At 57.3% G+C, this 18,978-nt stretch carries 16 protein-coding genes; 8 read left to right on the plus strand and 8 right to left on the minus strand.

Going from position 1 to position 18,978, the window contains the following annotated elements; genetic code table 11:
- The first annotated feature begins 88 nt into the window (after positions 1-88).
- The 4 genes from htpG (at position 89) to IM295_RS00950 (ending at position 5,257) form a co-directional block, all read left to right on the plus strand.
- On the plus strand, positions 89-1,963 hold the full coding sequence (gene htpG / locus IM295_RS00935; RefSeq protein WP_045259919.1) for a molecular chaperone HtpG: 1,875 nt from the start codon (positions 89-91) through the stop codon (positions 1,961-1,963).
- Positions 1,964-2,158: 195 nt separating this feature from the next.
- Positions 2,159-2,803, plus strand: a complete 645-nt coding sequence (gene adk / locus IM295_RS00940) for an adenylate kinase (protein WP_006809841.1) — start codon at positions 2,159-2,161, stop codon at positions 2,801-2,803.
- A gap of 124 nt (positions 2,804-2,927) precedes the next feature.
- Positions 2,928-3,890: a ferrochelatase gene (gene hemH, locus IM295_RS00945; RefSeq protein ID WP_045260695.1), complete on the plus strand. Its 963-nt coding sequence runs from the start codon at positions 2,928-2,930 to the stop codon at positions 3,888-3,890.
- 62 nt (positions 3,891-3,952) lie between these two features.
- On the plus strand, positions 3,953-5,257 hold the full coding sequence (locus IM295_RS00950; RefSeq protein WP_045260696.1) for an inosine/guanosine kinase: 1,305 nt from the start codon (positions 3,953-3,955) through the stop codon (positions 5,255-5,257).
- A gap of 92 nt (positions 5,258-5,349) precedes the next feature.
- Here the strand turns inward: IM295_RS00950 and ybaL are convergent, their stop codons facing one another.
- Both ybaL and IM295_RS00960 read right to left on the minus strand, forming a co-directional pair.
- Positions 5,350-7,026: a YbaL family putative K(+) efflux transporter gene (ybaL, locus tag IM295_RS00955; protein WP_193066089.1), complete on the minus strand. Its 1,677-nt coding sequence runs from the start codon at positions 7,024-7,026 to the stop codon at positions 5,350-5,352.
- 232 nt (positions 7,027-7,258) lie between these two features.
- Positions 7,259-8,467: an MFS transporter gene (locus tag IM295_RS00960; protein WP_028012201.1), complete on the minus strand. Its 1,209-nt coding sequence runs from the start codon at positions 8,465-8,467 to the stop codon at positions 7,259-7,261.
- A gap of 164 nt (positions 8,468-8,631) precedes the next feature.
- Here IM295_RS00960 and ushA point away from each other — a divergent pair, with 164 nt between their 5' ends.
- A complete protein-coding gene (ushA, locus tag IM295_RS00965) occupies positions 8,632-10,284 on the plus strand; it encodes a bifunctional UDP-sugar hydrolase/5'-nucleotidase UshA (RefSeq protein ID WP_193066090.1) in 1,653 nt (550 codons plus the stop codon).
- A 119-nt stretch (positions 10,285-10,403) separates the two neighbouring features.
- Here ushA and ybaK read toward each other — a convergent pair whose 3' ends face one another.
- From ybaK to copA, 3 genes are all read right to left on the minus strand, one after another.
- Positions 10,404-10,883, minus strand: a complete 480-nt coding sequence (gene ybaK, locus IM295_RS00970) for a Cys-tRNA(Pro)/Cys-tRNA(Cys) deacylase YbaK (RefSeq protein ID WP_008499307.1) — start codon at positions 10,881-10,883, stop codon at positions 10,404-10,406.
- 198 nt (positions 10,884-11,081) lie between these two features.
- Entirely contained in the window at positions 11,082-11,876 is a 795-nt protein-coding gene (locus IM295_RS00975; protein ID WP_045631425.1) for a TraB/GumN family protein, read from the minus strand.
- 50 nt (positions 11,877-11,926) lie between these two features.
- On the minus strand, positions 11,927-14,425 hold the full coding sequence (gene copA, locus IM295_RS00980; RefSeq protein WP_193066091.1) for a copper-exporting P-type ATPase CopA: 2,499 nt from the start codon (positions 14,423-14,425) through the stop codon (positions 11,927-11,929).
- 108 nt (positions 14,426-14,533) lie between these two features.
- Between copA and cueR the strand changes: the two genes are divergently transcribed.
- Positions 14,534-14,944 (plus strand): Cu(I)-responsive transcriptional regulator, encoded by a 411-nt coding sequence (gene cueR / locus IM295_RS00985; protein WP_193066092.1) that lies wholly within the window; start codon positions 14,534-14,536, stop codon positions 14,942-14,944.
- Here the strand turns inward: cueR and IM295_RS00990 are convergent.
- The 3 genes from IM295_RS00990 to IM295_RS01000 all read right to left on the minus strand — a co-directional run bounded on the left by IM295_RS00990 (position 14,941) and on the right by IM295_RS01000 (position 17,272).
- Positions 14,941-15,393: an NfeD family protein gene (locus IM295_RS00990; RefSeq protein ID WP_047367628.1), complete on the minus strand. Its 453-nt coding sequence runs from the start codon at positions 15,391-15,393 to the stop codon at positions 14,941-14,943. The two genes, cueR and IM295_RS00990, sit on opposite strands and share 4 nt — an antisense overlap.
- Complete coding sequence (locus IM295_RS00995; protein ID WP_008499312.1) at positions 15,390-16,304, minus strand: SPFH domain-containing protein; 915 nt, start codon at positions 16,302-16,304, stop codon at positions 15,390-15,392. Before IM295_RS00995 ends, IM295_RS00990 begins: the two co-directional genes overlap by 4 nt.
- Positions 16,305-16,414: 110 nt before the next feature.
- A complete protein-coding gene (locus IM295_RS01000; RefSeq protein ID WP_041911048.1) occupies positions 16,415-17,272 on the minus strand; it encodes a hypothetical protein in 858 nt (285 codons plus the stop codon).
- Between the two features lie 246 nt (positions 17,273-17,518).
- Between IM295_RS01000 and fetA the strand changes: the two genes are divergently transcribed.
- Positions 17,519-18,190, plus strand: a complete 672-nt coding sequence (fetA, locus tag IM295_RS01005) for an iron ABC transporter ATP-binding protein FetA (protein ID WP_100170666.1) — start codon at positions 17,519-17,521, stop codon at positions 18,188-18,190.
- The gene (gene fetB, locus IM295_RS01010; RefSeq protein WP_047367630.1) at positions 18,183-18,965 is read left to right on the plus strand and encodes an iron export ABC transporter permease subunit FetB; all 783 of its coding nucleotides are present in this window, start codon (positions 18,183-18,185) and stop codon (positions 18,963-18,965) included. Before fetA ends, fetB begins: the two co-directional genes overlap by 8 nt.
- Positions 18,966-18,978 lie beyond the last annotated feature (13 nt).

The following is an 18,978-nucleotide window of genomic DNA, read 5'->3' on the forward strand; positions in this document are numbered from 1 at the left end:
GCCTCCGCTTGAAAATTTCCCCCCTTATCCCCATCTCTCACTCAACGTTTTACAACCCCATTAAATGGCATTGTTGAGGTCGACTTAGATGAAAGGACAAGAAACCCGTGGTTTCCAGTCAGAAGTAAAACAGCTTCTGCACCTGATGATCCATTCCCTGTATTCCAACAAAGAAATTTTCCTGCGTGAGCTGATTTCCAACGCCTCCGATGCGGCGGACAAGCTGCGCTTCCGCGCGCTGTCCAACCCGGATCTGTATGAAGGCGACGGCGAGCTGCGCGTGCGCGTCTCTTTCAACAAAGAGAACCGCACCCTGACCATCGCTGATAACGGCATCGGGATGAACCGCGACGAGGTGATCGACCACCTTGGCACCATCGCTAAATCCGGCACCAAAGCGTTCCTGGAGTCCATGGGCTCTGACCAGGCGAAAGACAGCCAGCTGATTGGCCAGTTCGGCGTGGGCTTCTACTCGGCGTTTATCGTGGCGGACAAAGTCACCGTGCGCACCCGCGCGGCGGGCGACAGCGCCGAGAACGGCGTGCTGTGGGAATCCAAAGGGGAAGGCGAATACACCGTTGATGACATCACTAAAGCGGATCGCGGCACCGAAATCACCCTCCACCTGCGCGAAGGGGAAGACGATTTCCTGAACGACTGGCGCGTACGCTCCATCATCAGCAAATATTCCGATCACATCGCGCTGCCGGTAGAGATTGAAAAACAGGAAGAGAAAGACGGTGAAACCGTTGTTTCCTGGGAGAAAATCAACAAGGCGCAGGCGCTGTGGACGCGTAACAAGGCTGAAATCAAAGACGACGAGTACAACGAGTTTTATAAGCACATCGCCCACGACTTTACCGACCCGCTGACCTGGAGCCACAACCGCGTGGAAGGGAAGCAGGAGTACACCAGCCTGCTGTACATTCCGGCACAGGCACCGTGGGACATGTGGAACCGCGATCACAAGCACGGCCTGAAGCTGTACGTGCAGCGCGTCTTCATCATGGACGACGCCGAGCAGTTCATGCCGAACTACCTGCGCTTTGTTCGTGGCCTGATAGACTCCAACGATCTGCCGCTGAACGTCTCCCGTGAAATCCTCCAGGACAGCACCGTTACCCGTAATCTGCGTAACGCTCTGACCAAACGTGCGTTGCAGATGCTGGAAAAACTGGCGAAAGACGACGCGGAAAAATACCAGACCTTCTGGAAACAGTTCGGCCTGGTGCTGAAAGAAGGCCCGGCTGAAGACATGGCGAACGTTGAAACTATCGCCAAACTGCTGCGCTTCGCCTCTACGCATACCGACTCCTCCGCCCAGACCGTGTCGCTGGAAGAGTACGTCTCCCGCATGAAGGAAGGGCAGGAGAAGATCTACTACATCACCGCCGACAGCTATGCGGCAGCGAAGAGCAGCCCGCACCTGGAGCTGCTGCGTAAGAAAGGCATCGAAGTGCTGCTGCTTTCTGACCGCATCGACGAGTGGATGATGAACTACCTGACCGAGTTCGACGGTAAGGCGTTCCAGTCCGTTGCCAAAGCCGACGAGTCCATCGACAAGCTGGCGGATGAAGTGGACGAAAGCGCGAAAGAAGCCGAGAAGGCGCTTGAGCCGTTCGTTGAGCGTGTCAAAACCCTGCTGGGCGACCGCGTGAAAGAGGTAAGATTCACGCACCGTCTGACCGATACTCCGGCGATTGTCACCACCGATGCCGACGAAATGAGCACCCAGATGGCGAAGCTGTTCGCCGCGGCGGGCCAGGCCGTGCCGGAAGTGAAATATATCTTTGAGCTTAATCCGGATCATCCGCTGGTGAAACGCGCGGCGGATACCCAGGATGAAGCTCGCTTTGCCGAGTGGGTTGAACTGCTGCTGGATCAGTCCCTGCTGGCCGAGCGCGGAACCCTGGAAGATCCTAACCTGTTCATTAAACGTGTGAATGCGCTGCTGCTGGCGTAACTGACCACGTCTCCCCTGGTCTTCTCCCTCTCCCCGTGGGAGAGGGCCGGGGTGAGGGCACCAGACCGCACTCTCCCAAATTATCTCCCCCCATTAACCGTTTCAGCCTTCCCGCCTTCCTTGAGCCACGCCCGTTCTGGTGGTATTGTTTAGCGCTTTTGAAAAATTGAAACGACATTTGAGGGGATTTTCGCAATGCGTATTATTCTGCTTGGCGCTCCGGGCGCGGGTAAAGGAACTCAGGCTCAGTTCATCATGGAGAAATACGGTATTCCGCAAATCTCCACCGGTGACATGCTGCGCGCCGCTGTAAAATCTGGCTCCGAGCTGGGTAAACAAGCGAAAGACATCATGGACGCAGGCAAGCTGGTAACCGACGAGCTGGTTATCGCGCTGGTTAAAGAGCGCATTGCGCAGGAAGACTGCCGTAACGGTTTCCTGCTGGACGGCTTCCCGCGCACCATTCCTCAGGCTGACGCCATGAAAGAAGCGGGCATCAACGTGGACTACGTTCTGGAGTTCGACGTACCGGACGAGCTGATCGTTGACCGTATCGTTGGCCGTCGCGTACACGCTGCCTCTGGCCGCGTTTACCACATCAAATTCAACCCGCCTAAGGTTGAAGGCAAAGACGACGTGACCGGCGAAGAGCTGACCACCCGTAAAGACGATCAGGAAGAGACCGTGCGTAAACGCCTGGTGGAATACCATCAGATGACCGCGCCGCTGATTGGCTACTACACCAAAGAAGCGCAGGCGGGTAACACCAAATACGCCAAAGTTGACGGCACCAAAGCCGTGGCTGACGTACGTGCAGAGCTGGAAAAAATCCTCGGCTAATCACGCGCCTCTCACCCGGGCTCCCGGGTGAGAAATATTCTCATCTTACCTATTACAGCAATGGGTTTCGTTTAAACGCATTTCCGCTACAATTGACAACCTATCAAATGGTTAAGAGGCGTGAATGAGTCAGGCGAAAACCGGCATCCTGCTTGCCAATCTGGGCACCCCAGAAGCACCCACTCCAGCGGCGGTAAAACGCTACCTGCGACAATTTTTAAGCGACACGCGCGTCGTGGATTTTCCGAGACTGCTGTGGTGGCCGCTGCTGCGTGGCGTCATTCTGCCGATTCGCTCTCCGCGCGTCGCCAAACTTTATCAGTCCGTCTGGATGGAAGAGGGCTCGCCGCTGATGGTGTACAGCCGTCGTCAGGAAAAAGCGCTGGCCGCCCGTCTGCCGGATATGCCCGTCGCACTCGGCATGAGCTACGGTAAACCTTCGCTGGAAAGCGCCGTCGATGCGCTGCTGGCACAGGGCGTGGATCATATCGTCGTGCTGGCCTTGTATCCGCAGTACTCCTGCTCGACGGTGGCCGCCGTCTGGGACGAGCTTGCCCGCATTCTGGCAACCCGCCGCCGCATTCCGGGCGTGACCTTTATTCGCGATTATGCGGATAACGATCTCTACATTAAGGCGCTTGCCAACAGCGCCCGAGCATCGTTTGAAAAGCACGGCGAACCGGATCTGCTGCTGCTCTCCTATCACGGTATTCCGCAGCGTTTCGCCAATGAAGGGGATGATTACCCCCAGCGCTGCCGCGATACCACCCGCGAGCTGGTCTCCGCCCTTGGCCTGCCGCCGGAGAAGGTGATGATGACCTTCCAGTCGCGCTTTGGCCGCGAGCCGTGGCTGACGCCGTACACCGATGAAACCCTCAAAATGCTCGGCGAGAAGGGCGTGAAGCACATTCAGGTGATGTCGCCGGGCTTCTCGGCGGACTGCCTTGAAACGCTGGAGGAGATCGCGGTGCAAAACCGGGAATTTTTCCTTGAGGCCGGCGGCGAAAAGTATGAGTACATTCCGGCGCTTAACGACTCACCTGAGCATATCGACATGATGGTCTCGCTGGTGACGAACAGCCGCTGATCGCACTCCGGGCCGGGTTTGTGCTACCATTCCCGGCCCATATTCTTCGTACAGTTCAGACCATGAAATTTCCCGGTAAACGCAAATCCAAACACTACTTTCCCGTCGATGCCCGCGATCCGCTCCTGCAGCAAATCCAGCCTGAAAATGAAACCAGCGCGGCCTGGGTTGTCGGTATCGACCAGACGCTGGTGGACATTGAAGCGAAAGTGGATGATGAGTTTGTCGCCCGTTACGGTCTGAGCGCCGGTCACTCGCTGGTGATTGAGGACGACGTTGCCGAAGCGCTGTACCAGGAGCTGGTGCGCGAAAATCTGATTACCCATCAGTTCGCTGGCGGTACCATCGGCAACACCATGCACAACTACTCGGTGCTGGCAGATGACCGCTCGGTGCTGCTCGGCGTGATGTGCAGCAATATCGAAATCGGTGGCTACGCCTACCGCTACCTGTGCAACACCTCCAGCCGCACCGATCTTAACTATCTCCAGGGCGTAGACGGGCCGATTGGCCGCTGCTTTACGCTGATCGGCGAATCCGGCGAGCGTACCTTTGCCATCAGCCCGGGCCACATGAACAAGCTGCGCGCGGAAAGCATTCCCGAAGAGGTGATCGCGGGCGCGTCTGCGCTGGTGCTGACCTCCTACCTGGTGCGCTGCAAGCCGGGCGAGCCGATGCCGGAAGCGACCATGAAGGCGATTGAGTACGCCAAAAAGTACGACGTGCCCGTCGTTCTGACGCTGGGCACCAAATTCGTGATTGCCGATAACCCGGAGTGGTGGCAGACCTTCCTGAAAGAGCACGTCTCGATTCTGGCGATGAACGAAGAAGAGGCCGAGGCGCTGACCGGTGAAAGCGATCCGCTGCTGGCGTCCGACAAAGCGCTGGACTGGGTGGATCTGGTGCTCTGCACCGCGGGTCCGGTTGGGCTGTATATGGCGGGCTTCACCGAAGAAGAGAGCAAGCGCAAAACCCAGCACCCGCTGCTGCCGGGGGCGATTGCGGAGTTCAACCAGTACGAGTTCAGCCGCGGCATGCGCCACAAAGACTGCGTGAATCCGCTGCGTATCTACTCCCACATTGCGCCGTATATGGGCGGGCCGGAGAAGATCATGAACACTAACGGCGCGGGCGACGGCGCGCTTGCCGCGCTGCTGCATGACATTACCGCGAACGCCTATCACAAAACTAACGTGCCGAACTCCAGCAAGCACAAGTTCAGCTGGCTGACCTATTCGTCGCTGGCGCAGGTGTGCAAGTACGCGAACCGCGTGAGCTACCAGGTGCTGAACCAGCATTCGCCGCGCTTAACGCGTGGACTGCCGGAACGAGAAGACAGCCTCGAAGAGGCGTACTGGGACAGGTAAAAGCAAAACGGCAACCTGTGGTTGCCGTTTTTAGTATTTGTTCCCTCTCCCTGGGGAGAGGGCCAGGGTGAGGGCATCAGGCCGCAGCAAACTTACCCCGTCACCGCCTCTTCAACTGGCGGCTTCGTCAGCAGCGTCAGCATGGTATTCGCAATCTCACGCTCGCCCATCACCACCTGATTCGCGCCGCGCTCGGTAATGTACTCCACCTCGTCGTCATAGTGCGCTCGGGCAATGATCTCAATACCGGGGCACTTCTCACGCGCGGAGGCCACAATCTCACCCGCCTCATAGCCGTTAGGGATGGTCAGCAGCAGCCAGCGGGCGCAGTCCAGATGCGCGAGATTCATGATCTCTTCGTTTGCAGCGTTGCCCAGCACCGCGCGAATTCCGCGCTCGCGCAGCTCGTCAACGCGGGTGCGTGAGGTTTCAATCACCACCAGCGGAATGCCCTGCGCCATCAGCTTCTCGCCGAGCAGGCTACCCACGCGCCCAAAGCCGACCAGCAGGGCGTGATTGCAAATATCGACCGGGATCTGCTTCTCTTCTTCGATGGCCTCTTCCAGCGTCTGCTCTTCCAGCGTTTCGGTTTTATCAAGGTATTTTTCCAGCAGGGCAAACAGTACCGGGTTTAGCATGATGGAGAGGATTGCCCCTGCCAGCACCAGATTTTGCCCCGCCTGTGGCAGCAGGTTCAATGCCATGCCCAGACCGGCCAGAATAAAGGCGAACTCGCCAATCTGCGCCAGGCTGGCGGCAATCGTCAGCGCCGTGCGCGGGGAGTGGCCGAACATTCGCACCAGGAAGAAGGCCGCGAGCGACTTACCAAAAATAATGATCGCCAGCGTGCCCAGCACGGCCAGCGGCTGCTGGATCAGCACCAGCGGATCGAACAGCATCCCGACGGAGACGAAGAACAGCACGGCAAACGCATCGCGCAGCGGCAGCGTGTCGTGCGCCGCACGGTGGCTCAGCTCGGACTCGTTCAGCACCATCCCGGCGAAGAACGCCCCCAGGGCAAAGGAGACATCAAACAGCTCAACGGCACCGAAGGCGATGCCCAGCGCCAGCGCCAGCACGGAGAGGGTAAACAGCTCGCGGGAGCCGGTTGCCGCGCTGCGGGACATGATCCACGGCACCAGACGGCGACCCACCAGCATCATGATGGCGATAAACGCCACCACTTTACCGATGGTGATGCTCATATCCAGCGCCAGCGAGGCGAAGCCGACGTTGTCTTTTTCCATCATCCCGGCGACGGCGGGCAGCAGTACCAGCGTCAGGACCATGACCAGATCTTCTACAATCAGCCAGCCAATCGCGATTTGCCCGCGCTGGCTGTCTATCAGCTGCCTCTCTTCAAGCGCGCGCAGCAGCACCACGGTACTGGCGGTGGAGAGGCACAGCCCAAAGACGATGCCGGTCATCAGCGACCAGCCCAGCACTGCCGAAAGCGCCATGCCCAGCAGCGTCGCCACCCCTATCTGGGCGATCGCTCCGGGTATGGCGATCGACTTTACCGCCATCAGGTCCTTCAGCGAAAAATGCAGACCGACGCCAAACATCAGCAGAATCACGCCCAATTCCGCCAGTTCAGGAGCCAGTTTGGTATCCGCAACAAAACCTGGCGTAAACGGTCCCGCCAGCACACCTGCCAGCAGATAGCCGACAAGAGGAGAAATACGCAGCTTATTGGCAATCATGCCAAGGATAAAAGCGAGCACAAGTCCACCAACAATGGTGGTAATAAGCGGTGTGGCGTGGTGCATTCCGTCTCCTTTCGTGGTGAGTGTTCCATTTTTGGCGTGAATACCAAAAAGCCAGGTAATAGTTTATGACAATTTTTACCCTTATGTTTATGAATAATTGTTGAAGTTTGAATAAAACAGCAATATGCGCGTAAAAAAGCGCATTTTGATAAATTACGCAAGAGGAGAAAGAAGAAACCCTTATGGCATCAGGCTGTCAGGCAGCCAAAGTCAAACTTTGGCTGCCCGTAATTTACGCTTTGTGGCGGTTATCAGGCAGGAATATGGTCAACATCCCAAGAAGTGGCAGGAAAGCGCAGATTTTATAAACCAGGAAGATGCTGGTGTGATCCGCAACCATCCCTAATACCGCTGCACCCAGCCCGCCCATGCCGAAGGCGAAACCGAAAAACAGTCCGGAAACCATACCGATACGACCAGGCAGCAGCTCCTGGGCATAGACCAGAATGGCGGAAAACGCGGAGGCGAGGATAAAACCAATAATCACGGTCAAAATCCCCGTCCATTCAAGGCTGGCGTACGGCAAAATGAGGGTAAAGGGCGCCACGCCGAGGATAGAGCCCCAAATGACATATTTACGGCCAATTTTATCCCCCACCGGCCCGCCAATGACCGTTCCTGCGGCCACCGCGAAGAGGAAAGCAAACAGGTGAAACTGCGCGTTTTGTACCGATAATCCGAATTTTTGCATCAGATAAAAGGTGTAATAGCTGCTGATGCTCGCCATATAGAAGTATTTCGAGAAAATCAGCACCAGCAGCACGGAGACCGCAAGAATGACCTTATTACGAGGCAGGGGATTGATAACCTTCGCTTTAGGTTTCCCTTTGTTCACGCGATGCTGGGCGGCGTACCAGCGGCTGATCTGTGCCAGCACGACAATGGCGAGCAGGGCGGCCAGCACAAACCAGGCCACATTGCCTTTGCCATACGGGGCGATAATCACCGCCGCCAGCAGCGGGCCGAGGGAGCTACCGAAGTTGCCCCCTACCTGGAAGAGTGACTGCGCCAGCCCGTGACGGCCACCGGAGGCCATACGCGCCACGCGTGAGGACTCCGGATGGAAGACGGACGAGCCGGTCCCCACCAGCGCGGCGGCGAGCAGAACCGCTTCAAAACTGCCTGCCATAGCCAGCAGCACCAGCCCGCTTAAGGTAAAGCACATGCCTATCGGCAGCGACCACGGCATCGGGTATTTATCCGTCCAGTAACCCACCACCGGCTGCAGCAGCGACGAGGCCAGCTGGAAGGTCAGGGTGATCATCCCGATCTGTACGAAGGTTAACGAAAATTCGGACTGCAGCAGCGGGTAGATCGCCAGAATTAACGACTGGATCATGTCGTTGAGCAGGTGCGAGAGGCTGATTGCGCCTAAAACTTTAAAAGAGGTGCGCGACGCCGGCGCGCCCGGAGCGGGCTGGGTTGATTCACTGATTGCCATAAATACCACGTCAATTTGTTATTAGAGATGCAGGGAGTAATTATTATCCGACTAACATACTCGTCCGTGACATTTGAAGAAAGTCGCAATTCTGAAAACTTATTTGTCTATTCTTGTTAGTCACTGTAATTTTTGCCTTTGTCTATTGGTCAGGGAGAGAGAAGATGAAGTTAATGAAGCGGGGCGTCGCGCTGGCGCTTATTGCCGCATGGGGCCTGGCAAGCCTGCCCGCGCAGGCGTATGAAAAAGATAAAACCTATAAAATCACCATTCTGCATACCAACGATCATCACGGTCATTTCTGGCGCAGTGAATACGGCGAGTATGGTCTGTCGGCGCAAAAAACGCTGGTGGATGGCATCCGCAAAGAGGTGGCGGCTCAGGGCGGCAGCGTGTTGCTGCTGTCGGGCGGGGATATTAATACCGGCGTGCCGGAATCGGATTTACAGGATGCTGAACCCGATTTCCGCGGCATGAATTTAATCGGTTACGACGCGATGGCCGTCGGCAACCACGAGTTTGACAATCCGCTGAGCGTGCTGCGCCAGCAGGAGAAATGGTCCAAATTCCCGTTCCTCTCCGCCAATATTTATCAGAAAAGCACCGGCGAACGTCTGTTTAAACCATGGGCGCTGTTTAAGCGTCAGGATCTCAAAATCGCGGTCATCGGCTTAACCACCGACGATACGGCAAAAATCGGTAACCCTGAGTTCTTCACCGATATCGAATTCCGCAAACCGGCAGACGAAGCGAAGCTGGTGATTCAGGAGCTGCAGCAGAACGAAAAGCCGGACGTGATTATCGCCACTACCCACATGGGACACTACGATAACGGCGAGCACGGCTCCAATGCGCCCGGCGACGTGGAGATGGCGCGCAGCCTGCCAGCGGGCTCGCTGGCGATGATTGTGGGCGGTCACTCGCAGGATCCGGTGTGCATGGCGTCGGAGAACAAAAAGCAGGTGGACTACGTGCCGGGCACGCCGTGTGCGCCAGATCGTCAGAACGGGATCTGGATTGTGCAGGCCCACGAGTGGGGTAAATACGTGGGTCGGGCGGACTTTGAGTTTCGTAACGGTGAGATGAAGCTGGTGCGCTATCAGCTTATCCCGGTGAACCTGAAGAAGAAAGTCACCTACCCGGACGGGAAAAGCGAGCGCGTACTTTACACGCCAGAGATTGCTGAAAACCAGCAGATGCTCTCCCTGCTGACGCCGTTCCAGAACAAAGGCAAGGCGCAGCTGGACGTGAAAATCGGCACGCTGAACGGTCGTCTGGAAGGGGACCGCAGTAAAGTCCGCTTCGTGCAGACCAACATGGGCCATCTGGTGCTGGCGGCGCAGATGGCGCGCACGAATGCGGACTTCGGCGTGATGAGCGGCGGCGGCATTCGTGACTCCATCGAAGGCGGAAACATCACCTATAAAGACGTGCTGAAGGTGCAGCCGTTCGGCAACGTGGTGGTGTATGCGGATATGAGCGGGAAAGAGGTCGTTGACTACCTGACCGCCGTGGCGCAGATGAAGCCGGACTCGGGTGCCTATCCGCAGTTTGCCAACGTCAGCTTTGTGGCGAAGGACGGCAAGCTCAACGATCTCAAAATCAAAGGCGAGCCGGTAGACCCTGCGAAAACCTACCGTCTGGCGACGTTAAGCTTTAACGCCACCGGCGGCGACGGCTATCCGCACATTGATAATAAACCGGGCTACGTAAACACCGGTTTTATTGATGCGGAAGTGCTGAAGCAGTACATTGAGCAGAACTCGCCGATTGACGTGAATGCCTATGAGCCGAAAGGTGAGGTGAACTGGCAGTAGTGTTGTGCGGCCTGATGCCCTCATCCCAACCCTCTCCCTGTGGGAGAGGGCGCGAACACAAAAAACGGTAACGCCTGTTACCGTTTTGCTTTTACCTCGTAGCCGCCACCCGGCTTTTTTTACTCCCGGCGGGCAATATCCGCAAACTTCGCGTCCAGCATTTTCGCCAGATCGCCCGCGGCCAGTTCAATATCCAGCCCGCGTTTACCGCCCGAAATATAGATCGTCTCAAATTCCTGCGAAGGCGCATCGATCAGCGTCGGCAGCCGTTTTTTCTGTCCGAGCGGGCTGATCCCGCCCACCAGATAGCCCGTGGTGCGTTGCGCAACCATCGGGTCCGCCATATCCACCTTTTTCGCCCCCAGCGCTTTCGCTACCTTTTTGAGATCGAGCTGTCCGGCAACGGGCGTTACCGCCACGGCGAGGTGCTTCATATCGCCATTCACCGCCACCAGCAGCGTTTTATAGACCTGGTCAGCGTTCAGCCCCAGCTTGCGCACCACTTCATCACCAAAGTTGGTTTCGTTCGGATCGTGATCGTAGGTATGGATCCGGAAAGAAATATTGTTTTTTTCGAGTAATTTAACGGCGGGAGTCATAGCTATCCTTCTTACGACAGACAATTCATGCAGCCAGCATACGCCTGACGTTTGTCTAAAAAATAGCACCATCTTGCGCAATAGTGTTGGCAGTGATGGTCACTTTGAGCGACAATCGGCTCAGCCGAAGGTCACTTCGGTATAATAAAAACGATGAAATTCCTCTTTGACGGGCCAATAGAGATATTGGCCATTTTTTTATTTCAACAGCGACGGCAAATTCCCTTCGCCGTATAAATGCAGCGCCCCGACCGCGACCACGTACTCCCCCGCAGGTAAAGCATGCAGCGTCTCTCGCCAGGCTTTGTTGCGCGCATTCATCAGCACATCATAAAGCGATTCACTGAACGTCGACGGTAGCGCCAGCTTACCGTCCGCGGGCGGCGCATCCAGCCACCAGCCAATCATGGTTTGCAGCAGACGTGCGTTGGTGTGCCAGTGGGTCAGGGTATCATCCAGCAGCATCAGACCGTCGTCAGGAAGCTGGCGCAGGAGCGCAATCTGGCTGTCCGTCCCTTCCAGCTCGATGATGGGCATACGGCGCGCCCGCGCCACGTTCAGCAGCTGGTAATCAATGCCATAGTCACCGCGCAGGCCCAGACGCTGCGCCTGCGTGGCCTGCAGCACCATCGCAATTTGCCACAGCGGCAGGGTGTCAATCATGGAGAGCGACACGCCGGTTTCTGCCGCCACGCGCCTCAGCTCCGCGAGCTGGTCGTCGTTCAGGCGCTCCGCCAGCGGGAGATCGCTTTCAAGCCCGGCAAACGGCGACTCGTGGCCGGAAATGTCCGCCTCGACGACCAGCGCGTCGGCGCGCTTCAGGCGTTTTATCAGACCGGATGGTAGAGGAGACATTCCCTGCGTGCCCATATGGATGCTGCCGACCAGGTGCAGGTGTTGCCCGCCGGGAAGCGAGATATCCAGGCCGGGCCAGGCATAGCGGCGGGGGAAGAGGGCGCGAAACGATGCTTTTATACGATTAAACAGACTCATACGCGCTCCATGACCGGAAAGGGTCATGCTAGCGCGTACGAGAACAAGGTTCAATCCTTCGGTTTAAACCGCAGCAGACGGTTGGCGTTGCTGACCACGGTAATGGAGGAGAGTGCCATCGCCGCACCCGCAACCACCGGGTTCAGCAGGGTGCCGGTCAGCGGCCACAAAATGCCGGCAGCAACCGGAATACCGAGCGAGTTATAGACGAACGCCCCCAGCAGGTTCTGCTTCATGTTGCGCAACGTGGCTTTCGAAATGGCCAGGGCGTCGGCAACGCCCATCAGGCTGTGGCGCATCAGCGTGATGGCGGCGGTTTCGATGGCGACATCGCTCCCGCCACCCATGGCTATCCCTACGTCCGCCTGGGCCAGCGCCGGAGCGTCGTTGATGCCGTCGCCCACCATCGCCACCTGGCGACCCTGACTTTGCAGGTTCTTGATGGCGTCCGCTTTGCCGTCCGGCAGCACGCCCGCAATCACCTCATCAATTTCGGCCTCTTTCGCGATGGCGTTGGCTGTGGTCGGGTTATCCCCGGTCAGCATCACCAGGCGATAGCCCGCGCGGTGCAGGCGCTGTAAGGCATCCACGCTGTCCTGGCGAAGCGGATCGCGCACGGCCAGCAGCGCGGCGGCTTTGCCATCAACCGCCAGCAGAACCGGGGTGGCGCCCCGAGACGCCTGTGCTTTCAGCTCTTCTTCCAGCGCGGACGTATCAACACCGTTTTCATTCAGCAATGCCTGGTTACCCAGCAGCAGCGCGTGGCCATCGGCTTCACCGCTGACGCCAAGCCCGCGCAGGGTACGGAAATTGCTGACCTGCGGCAGGGCAGAAGCATTCGCCTTATCGAGAATGGCGCGGGCCAGCGGGTGGCTGGAACCCTGCTCCAGCGCGGCGGCAAGGCGCAGCGCGTCCTCTTGCGCAATGCCAGCGGTGCTCACGGCCACTACCTGCGGTTTGCCCTCGGTCAGCGTGCCGGTTTTATCAAAGACAATCGTATCCAGGGTGCTCGCCCGCTGCAGGGCATCCGCATCACGGACCAGCACGCCAAACTCGGCGGCACGGCCCACGCCGGAGATAATTGACATCGGCGTCGCCAGGCCAAGAGCGCACGGACAGGCGATGATCAGCACCGTAGTGGCGATGACCAGGGTGTAGACAATCTGCGGTGCCGGGCCGAAGAAATACCAGATCGCCGCGCTCAGCAGCGCAATGCCGACCACTACCGGCACAAAAATGGCCGAGATTTTGTCAGCAAGCTGGCCAATCTCCGGCTTGCTGCTCTGGGCCTGGCGGACCATGCGGATAATACGCGACAGCGTGGTGTGGCTACCGACGGCACTGGCGCGGAACAGCACGCTGCCGTCCTGCACTACCGTACCGGCATGAACCGCATCGCCCTGTGATTTTTGTTGGGGGATCGGCTCCCCGGTCAACATCGCTTCATCCAGCCAGGCGACGCCCTGGGTGATTTCACCGTCGACGGGCACCCGGTCGCCGGTGGTCAGGCGCAGCGTCATGCCCGGCTGTACCTCCGCCAGCGGGACGCTTTTTTCCCCATCGTCCGTGACCACGCGGGCCGTCGGCGGGGTTAAATCGAGCAAGCGTTCCAGCGCTTTCGAGGAGCGCTGACGGGCGCGCGCTTCCAGCATGTGGCCCAGGTTAATCAGGCCGATAATCATGGCGCTGGCTTCATAATAGAGATGGCGGGCTTCCATCGGGAACCACTGGGGCCAGACGTTCACGCTCATGGAGTAAAGCCACGCCGCGCCGGTACCGAGCGCAACCAGCGTATCCATCGTCGCCGTGCGGTTTTTCAGGCTCTTCCAGGCGCTGGTATAAAAATGCCCACCTGCAAAGACCATGACCGCAAGGGTAATTAAACCAATCACCAGCCACAGCGTGCGGTTGTCTGCGGTGACCATCATGTTGTCACCCATCATGCCCCACACCATCACCGGAATACCGACCAGCAGGGCGACGATCGCCTGCCAGCGGAAGCGCTTCATGGTGGCAATAGCCGTTTCCTGCTGGCGTTCGCGGCGCTCGGCATCATCTTCGATGGCCTCCGCCCCGTAGCCCGCTTTTTCCACGGCCTGCACTAAATCTGCGGCGGAGGCACTGCCCATCACCAGCGCAGTACGCTCCGCAAGGTTGACCCGTGCCTGTGCGACGCCCGGTACCGCCTGCAGGGCGTTCTGCACGCGGGAGACGCAGCTGGCGCAGCTCATGCCGTTGATCAGCAGCTGTTGGCTGTCATCAATATCATCCGCTGCCGGAAGCTCAGGAGTGGCCGCTGTCAGCGCTTCCGACGGGGATGATGACTCTGCCAGCGGGTTAGCCTTTGGGTGGCTTAACTCCGCCCCATAACCGGCCTGTTTAATGGTATCAATCAGCGCGTCCGCGCTGGCGCTGCCGGTCACGGCGGCATGGTCGATAGTCACTTCAGCGCTTTCAACGTCAGGACGCTGTTCCAGGCTTTCTTTAACGCGTTTGACGCAGTGGCCGCAGGAGAGGCCGTCCAGCGTCAGGTCGATAGTGTGAGACATAACAAAACTCCCGTATAATATATTGGTCAGTTGTTGACCGGAGTAACGCTTTTCGCTAACTGTTATGAAGGTTAAACCTTCCATCAAGGGGAAGGTCAAGGGGGAAATGTGAATATCAGTGACGTGGCAAAAAAAACCGGCTTAACCAGCAAGGCGATCCGCTTTTATGAAGAGAAGGGGCTGGTAACGCCACCGCTGCGCAGTGAAAACGGCTACCGAAGCTACACGCAGCTGCATCTCGATGAACTGACGCTGCTGCGCCAGGCAAGACAGGTGGGGTTTAACCTGGAAGAGTGCGGCGAGCTGGTTAACCTGTTTAACGATCCGAAGCGCCACAGCGCGGACGTGAAAAAACGCACGCTGGAAAAAGTGGCGGAGATCGAGCGCCACATCATCGAGCTACAGGCGATGCGCGAACAGCTGCTGCAGCTGGCGGAATCCTGTCCGGGTGATGACAGCGCCGAATGCCCGATTATTGATAATCTTGCCGGCTGCTGCCATCGCAAAACCCACGTCTAGCAGGCTTTTACCCGCAGCGTAATCCCTTCCACCGCAATGACCTCAACCTGCGTTCCGGCGCTGAGGTCGTCGTCGGCCACCACCGGCCAAGAGCTGTCGCCCACGCGCATGTGTCCGCGCCCGTTCACCAGCGCGGCGTCGAGCGTAAAGCGCTTGCCGACAATCTGCTGTCCGCGCTGGTTGAGATGCGCGGACAGCGGTTTCTGCTCTTTGACCTGACGGTTAAGCCAGCGCCACCACAGCCAGGCGGCAACCAGCGTCAGCACGGCAAACAGCGCGCCCTGCCACGCCCAGCCCAGAGGAAGGATCCAGACCAGCAGGCCCGTAATGACAGCGGCAACACCGCTCCAGAGCAGGTAGCCGTTGCCGCCAAGCATCTCCGCCGCCAGCAATAAGCCACCGAGGCTTAGCCAGAAGGCATGAGGATGTGCAACGATGAGCTCAATCATTTTTTACGCTCGTTTCCGCTGTCTTTGATCAGTTCGGCGATCCCTGCGATAGAGCCCATCAGGCTGCTGGCGTCCAGGGGCATCATCACCACTTTGCTGTTGTTCGCGGAGCCGATCTCTTTCAGCGCATCGGTATATTTTTGCGCCACGAAGTAGTTCACGGCCTGGATATCACCGGCGGCAATCGCCTCGGAGACCATCTGCGTTGCGCGGGCTTCCGCTTCTGCGGAACGTTCACGCGCTTCCGCCTGTAAGAACGCGGACTGACGGTCGCCTTCGGCTTTCAGGATCTGCGACTGTTTTTCCCCTTCCGCTTTGAGGATCTCCGCCTGACGGACCCCCTCGGCTTCCAGAATATAGGCACGCTTGGTACGCTCGGCCTTCATCTGCGCGTTCATGGAGGCGATCAACTCTGCCGGTGGGCGCACGTCGCGGATCTCAATACGGGTGACTTTGATCCCCCACGGGTTCGTTGCCTCGTCAACAATGTGCAGCAGGCGGGTATTGATGCTGTCGCGCTGGGAGAGCATTTCGTCCAGCTCCATCGAGCCGAGCACGGTACGGATGTTGGTCATCGTCAGGTTGACGATCGCCAGCTCCAGGTTGCTCACCTCATAGGCCGCTTTCGGCGCATCAATCACCTGAATAAAGCAGACGGCATCAATGGTAACGTTGGCGTTATCTTTGGAGATCACTTCCTGAGAGGGGATATCCAGCACCTGTTCCATCATGTTGATCTTGCGACCAATCCGGTCCATGAACGGAACAATCAGGCTTAGGCCGGGCTGCAGCGTGTTGGTATAGCGGCCGAAGCGCTCGACGGTCCACTGGTAACCCTGAGGAACAATTTTGACACCTGCGCCCACGATAACCAGCGCGACGAATATAAGGACGGGAACAACGATGAGCATAAAAACCTCCTGTTTTGCATGCTTTGATGAGAAAAAGCGCGTGTTTGCTATTCGTAAGTATATCGGCTAATGGGCTAAAATTCGCCCCGTCCGACGGGCGGGGCAGAGCGTTAGTGGTAGCTGTAGGTAAAGTCAGCGATCAGCGCATCGTCACCCGCATCGGCAATGGCTTTCGACAGGCCGTGATAGAAGGTCTCCAGCCCAATCTCTTCGACCTGGCGCAGCTGCTCGCGGATCGGCGCGCAGAACAGTTCCGCATTGCCCGCGCCCACGCGCTTGTTGTTCGGCGGAAGCTGACCGGTGATCCCTTTAAACCAGGTGCGTACCGCGCCCTTCAGAGAGGTGGGTGCGTCGTTGACGGCGTCGTGTCCCGTCAGAATTTGCAGCGTCGGGAACTGGTCTGCACAGACTGCCGTTTTCATACGCGCATAAAACTGGCTGAAGAGTTCGAAAGACTGCAGATCGGTGACTTTGGGTTTGGTCGTTTTGCCCTGAACGTTGCCTGTCTTTTTCGCCGCGGGCTGCGCGGGCGCCAGCTTATTGAGCTGCAGATCGAACAGCAGGTTCGCGTGTTCGCGTCGTTTGCTTACGTCCGGGAAGCGTTCGATAAACGCGCGGATAAATTCCGGCGTCATCAGGTCCGCAAAATCATGGTTGACCAGCCACTGGCCGCGGGCAAACTCACCGGGAGACTGGAACCAGGCCGGAACCTTGCCCGGCTCGAACTCTTTGACATTCCCTCTGCCGTCGATTTCAACGAAGCGAGTGCCGTTATCAAACGCAAAGCGGCAATTCTTCAGCTGAATGACCGGCTTCATCTTCAGCAGGCCCTTAACGAACCGGACAAGCTCTCCCCCGAACACATAAGCCGTAACGGATTCTGAAGCAATGGCAGCAAGAAGCTGATCGATGGTTTTCACGCCGGGTTCAAGTTCAGAAAACTCATAAAAAGTGTGAATATTAGACATTCTTGTACTTCCTTATTGTGTTGCGGGCAGAGCTTAACACCACTTTAACGAATGTTCTAAACCAGGGATACGGAAGTGTCGCTAAGGTCACGGCGTAAACTGTAAAGCGAAAGTGTAAAGCATGTCTAATGAATGCACAGTAAACACAATCGGAAGTCTTGGTGGCGAAAGGGGGCGCTAAAACGCGTTGTGACGAACGAGCGGCACGGATTATGCTAATAACGTTCAGGAGTTACTGGAAAAAATATGAACAACGAAAATGCAGTTTTGCAGATAAAGGACGTCGGCTTTCGTGTCGCAAATAACACGATCCTTCAGCACGTCGGGTTTAACCTTTCTCCCGGTGAGTTCAAGCTGATAACGGGGCCGTCAGGCTGCGGTAAAAGCACCTTACTGAAGATTGTGGCCTCACTGCTGAGCCCAACGGAGGGAACCATTCTGTTTGAAGGGCAGGATATTGCGTCACTTTCCCCGGAAAGCTATCGCCAGCAGGTCTCTTATTGCGTCCAAACGCCCGTGCTTTTTGGCGACACGGTTTTTGATAACCTGATTTTTCCGTGGCAAATCCGCAATAAAACGCCGGAGCCGGAAAAATTCATCGACGATCTGGCCCGTTTTGGCCTGGCGAAGGAGACGCTGACCAAATCCATCAGTGAGCTCTCGGGCGGCGAAAAGCAGCGCGTCTCGCTGATCCGTAATCTGCAGTTCTTACCGAAGGTATTGCTGCTGGATGAGATCACCAGCGCGCTCGATGATACCAACAAACGCAACGTCAACGAGATTATTCATCGTTACGCCCGCGAGCAGAATATTGCCGTGCTGTGGGTGACGCACGACTCAAACGAAATTACCCATGCGGATGACGTGATTACGCTCCAGCCGCACGGCGGGAAAATGCAGGAGGCCAACCGTGGGTGAGCATAACATTACCAATGAATCTCTGGCGTTTTCGATGGTGCTGGTGCTGATTGCTATCGTCGTCAGCTACCGGGAAAAGCTGGGCCTGGAAAAAGATATTGTCTGGAGTATCTGCCGCGCGGTGGTGCAGCTCGTCATCGTCGGCTATGTGCTGAAGTATATTTTCAACGTCAACCACGCGGTGCTGACGCTGCTGATGGTGCTCTTCATCTGCTTTAACGCGGCGTGGAACGCGCAGAAACGCAGTAAATATATTGATAAGGCGTTTATCTCGTCATTTATCGCGATTACCACCGGGACGGCGCTCACCCTGGCGGTGCTGGTGCTCTCTGGCTCGATTGAGTTTACGCCGATGCAGGTGATCCCTATCTCCGGGATGATTGCGGGAAACGCCATGGTGGCCGTTGGCCTGTGCTACAACAACCTCGGCCAGCGTTTCAGCAGTGAACAGCAGCAGCTGCAGGAGAAGTTAAGCCTGGGGGCGACGCCAAAAGTGGCTTCAGCGCGGCTGATTCGTGAGAGCATTCGCTCATCGCTGATCCCGACCGTGGATTCTGCCAAAACGGTGGGGCTGGTGAGCCTGCCGGGCATGATGTCGGGGCTGATCTTTGCCGGTATCGATCCGGTAAAAGCGATTAAGTATCAGATCATGGTGACGTTTATGCTGCTTTCCACGGCGAGCCTGTCAACCATCATTGCCTGCTACCTGACCTATCGGAAGTTCTACAACCCGCGCCACCAGCTGGTGGTGACGCAGTTGAAAAAGACGGGGTAATATCCGTTTTTGG

This window comes from Enterobacter cloacae complex sp. P14RS (genome assembly GCF_014895895.1).
Taxonomy (GTDB): domain Bacteria; phylum Pseudomonadota; class Gammaproteobacteria; order Enterobacterales; family Enterobacteriaceae; genus Enterobacter; species Enterobacter bugandensis.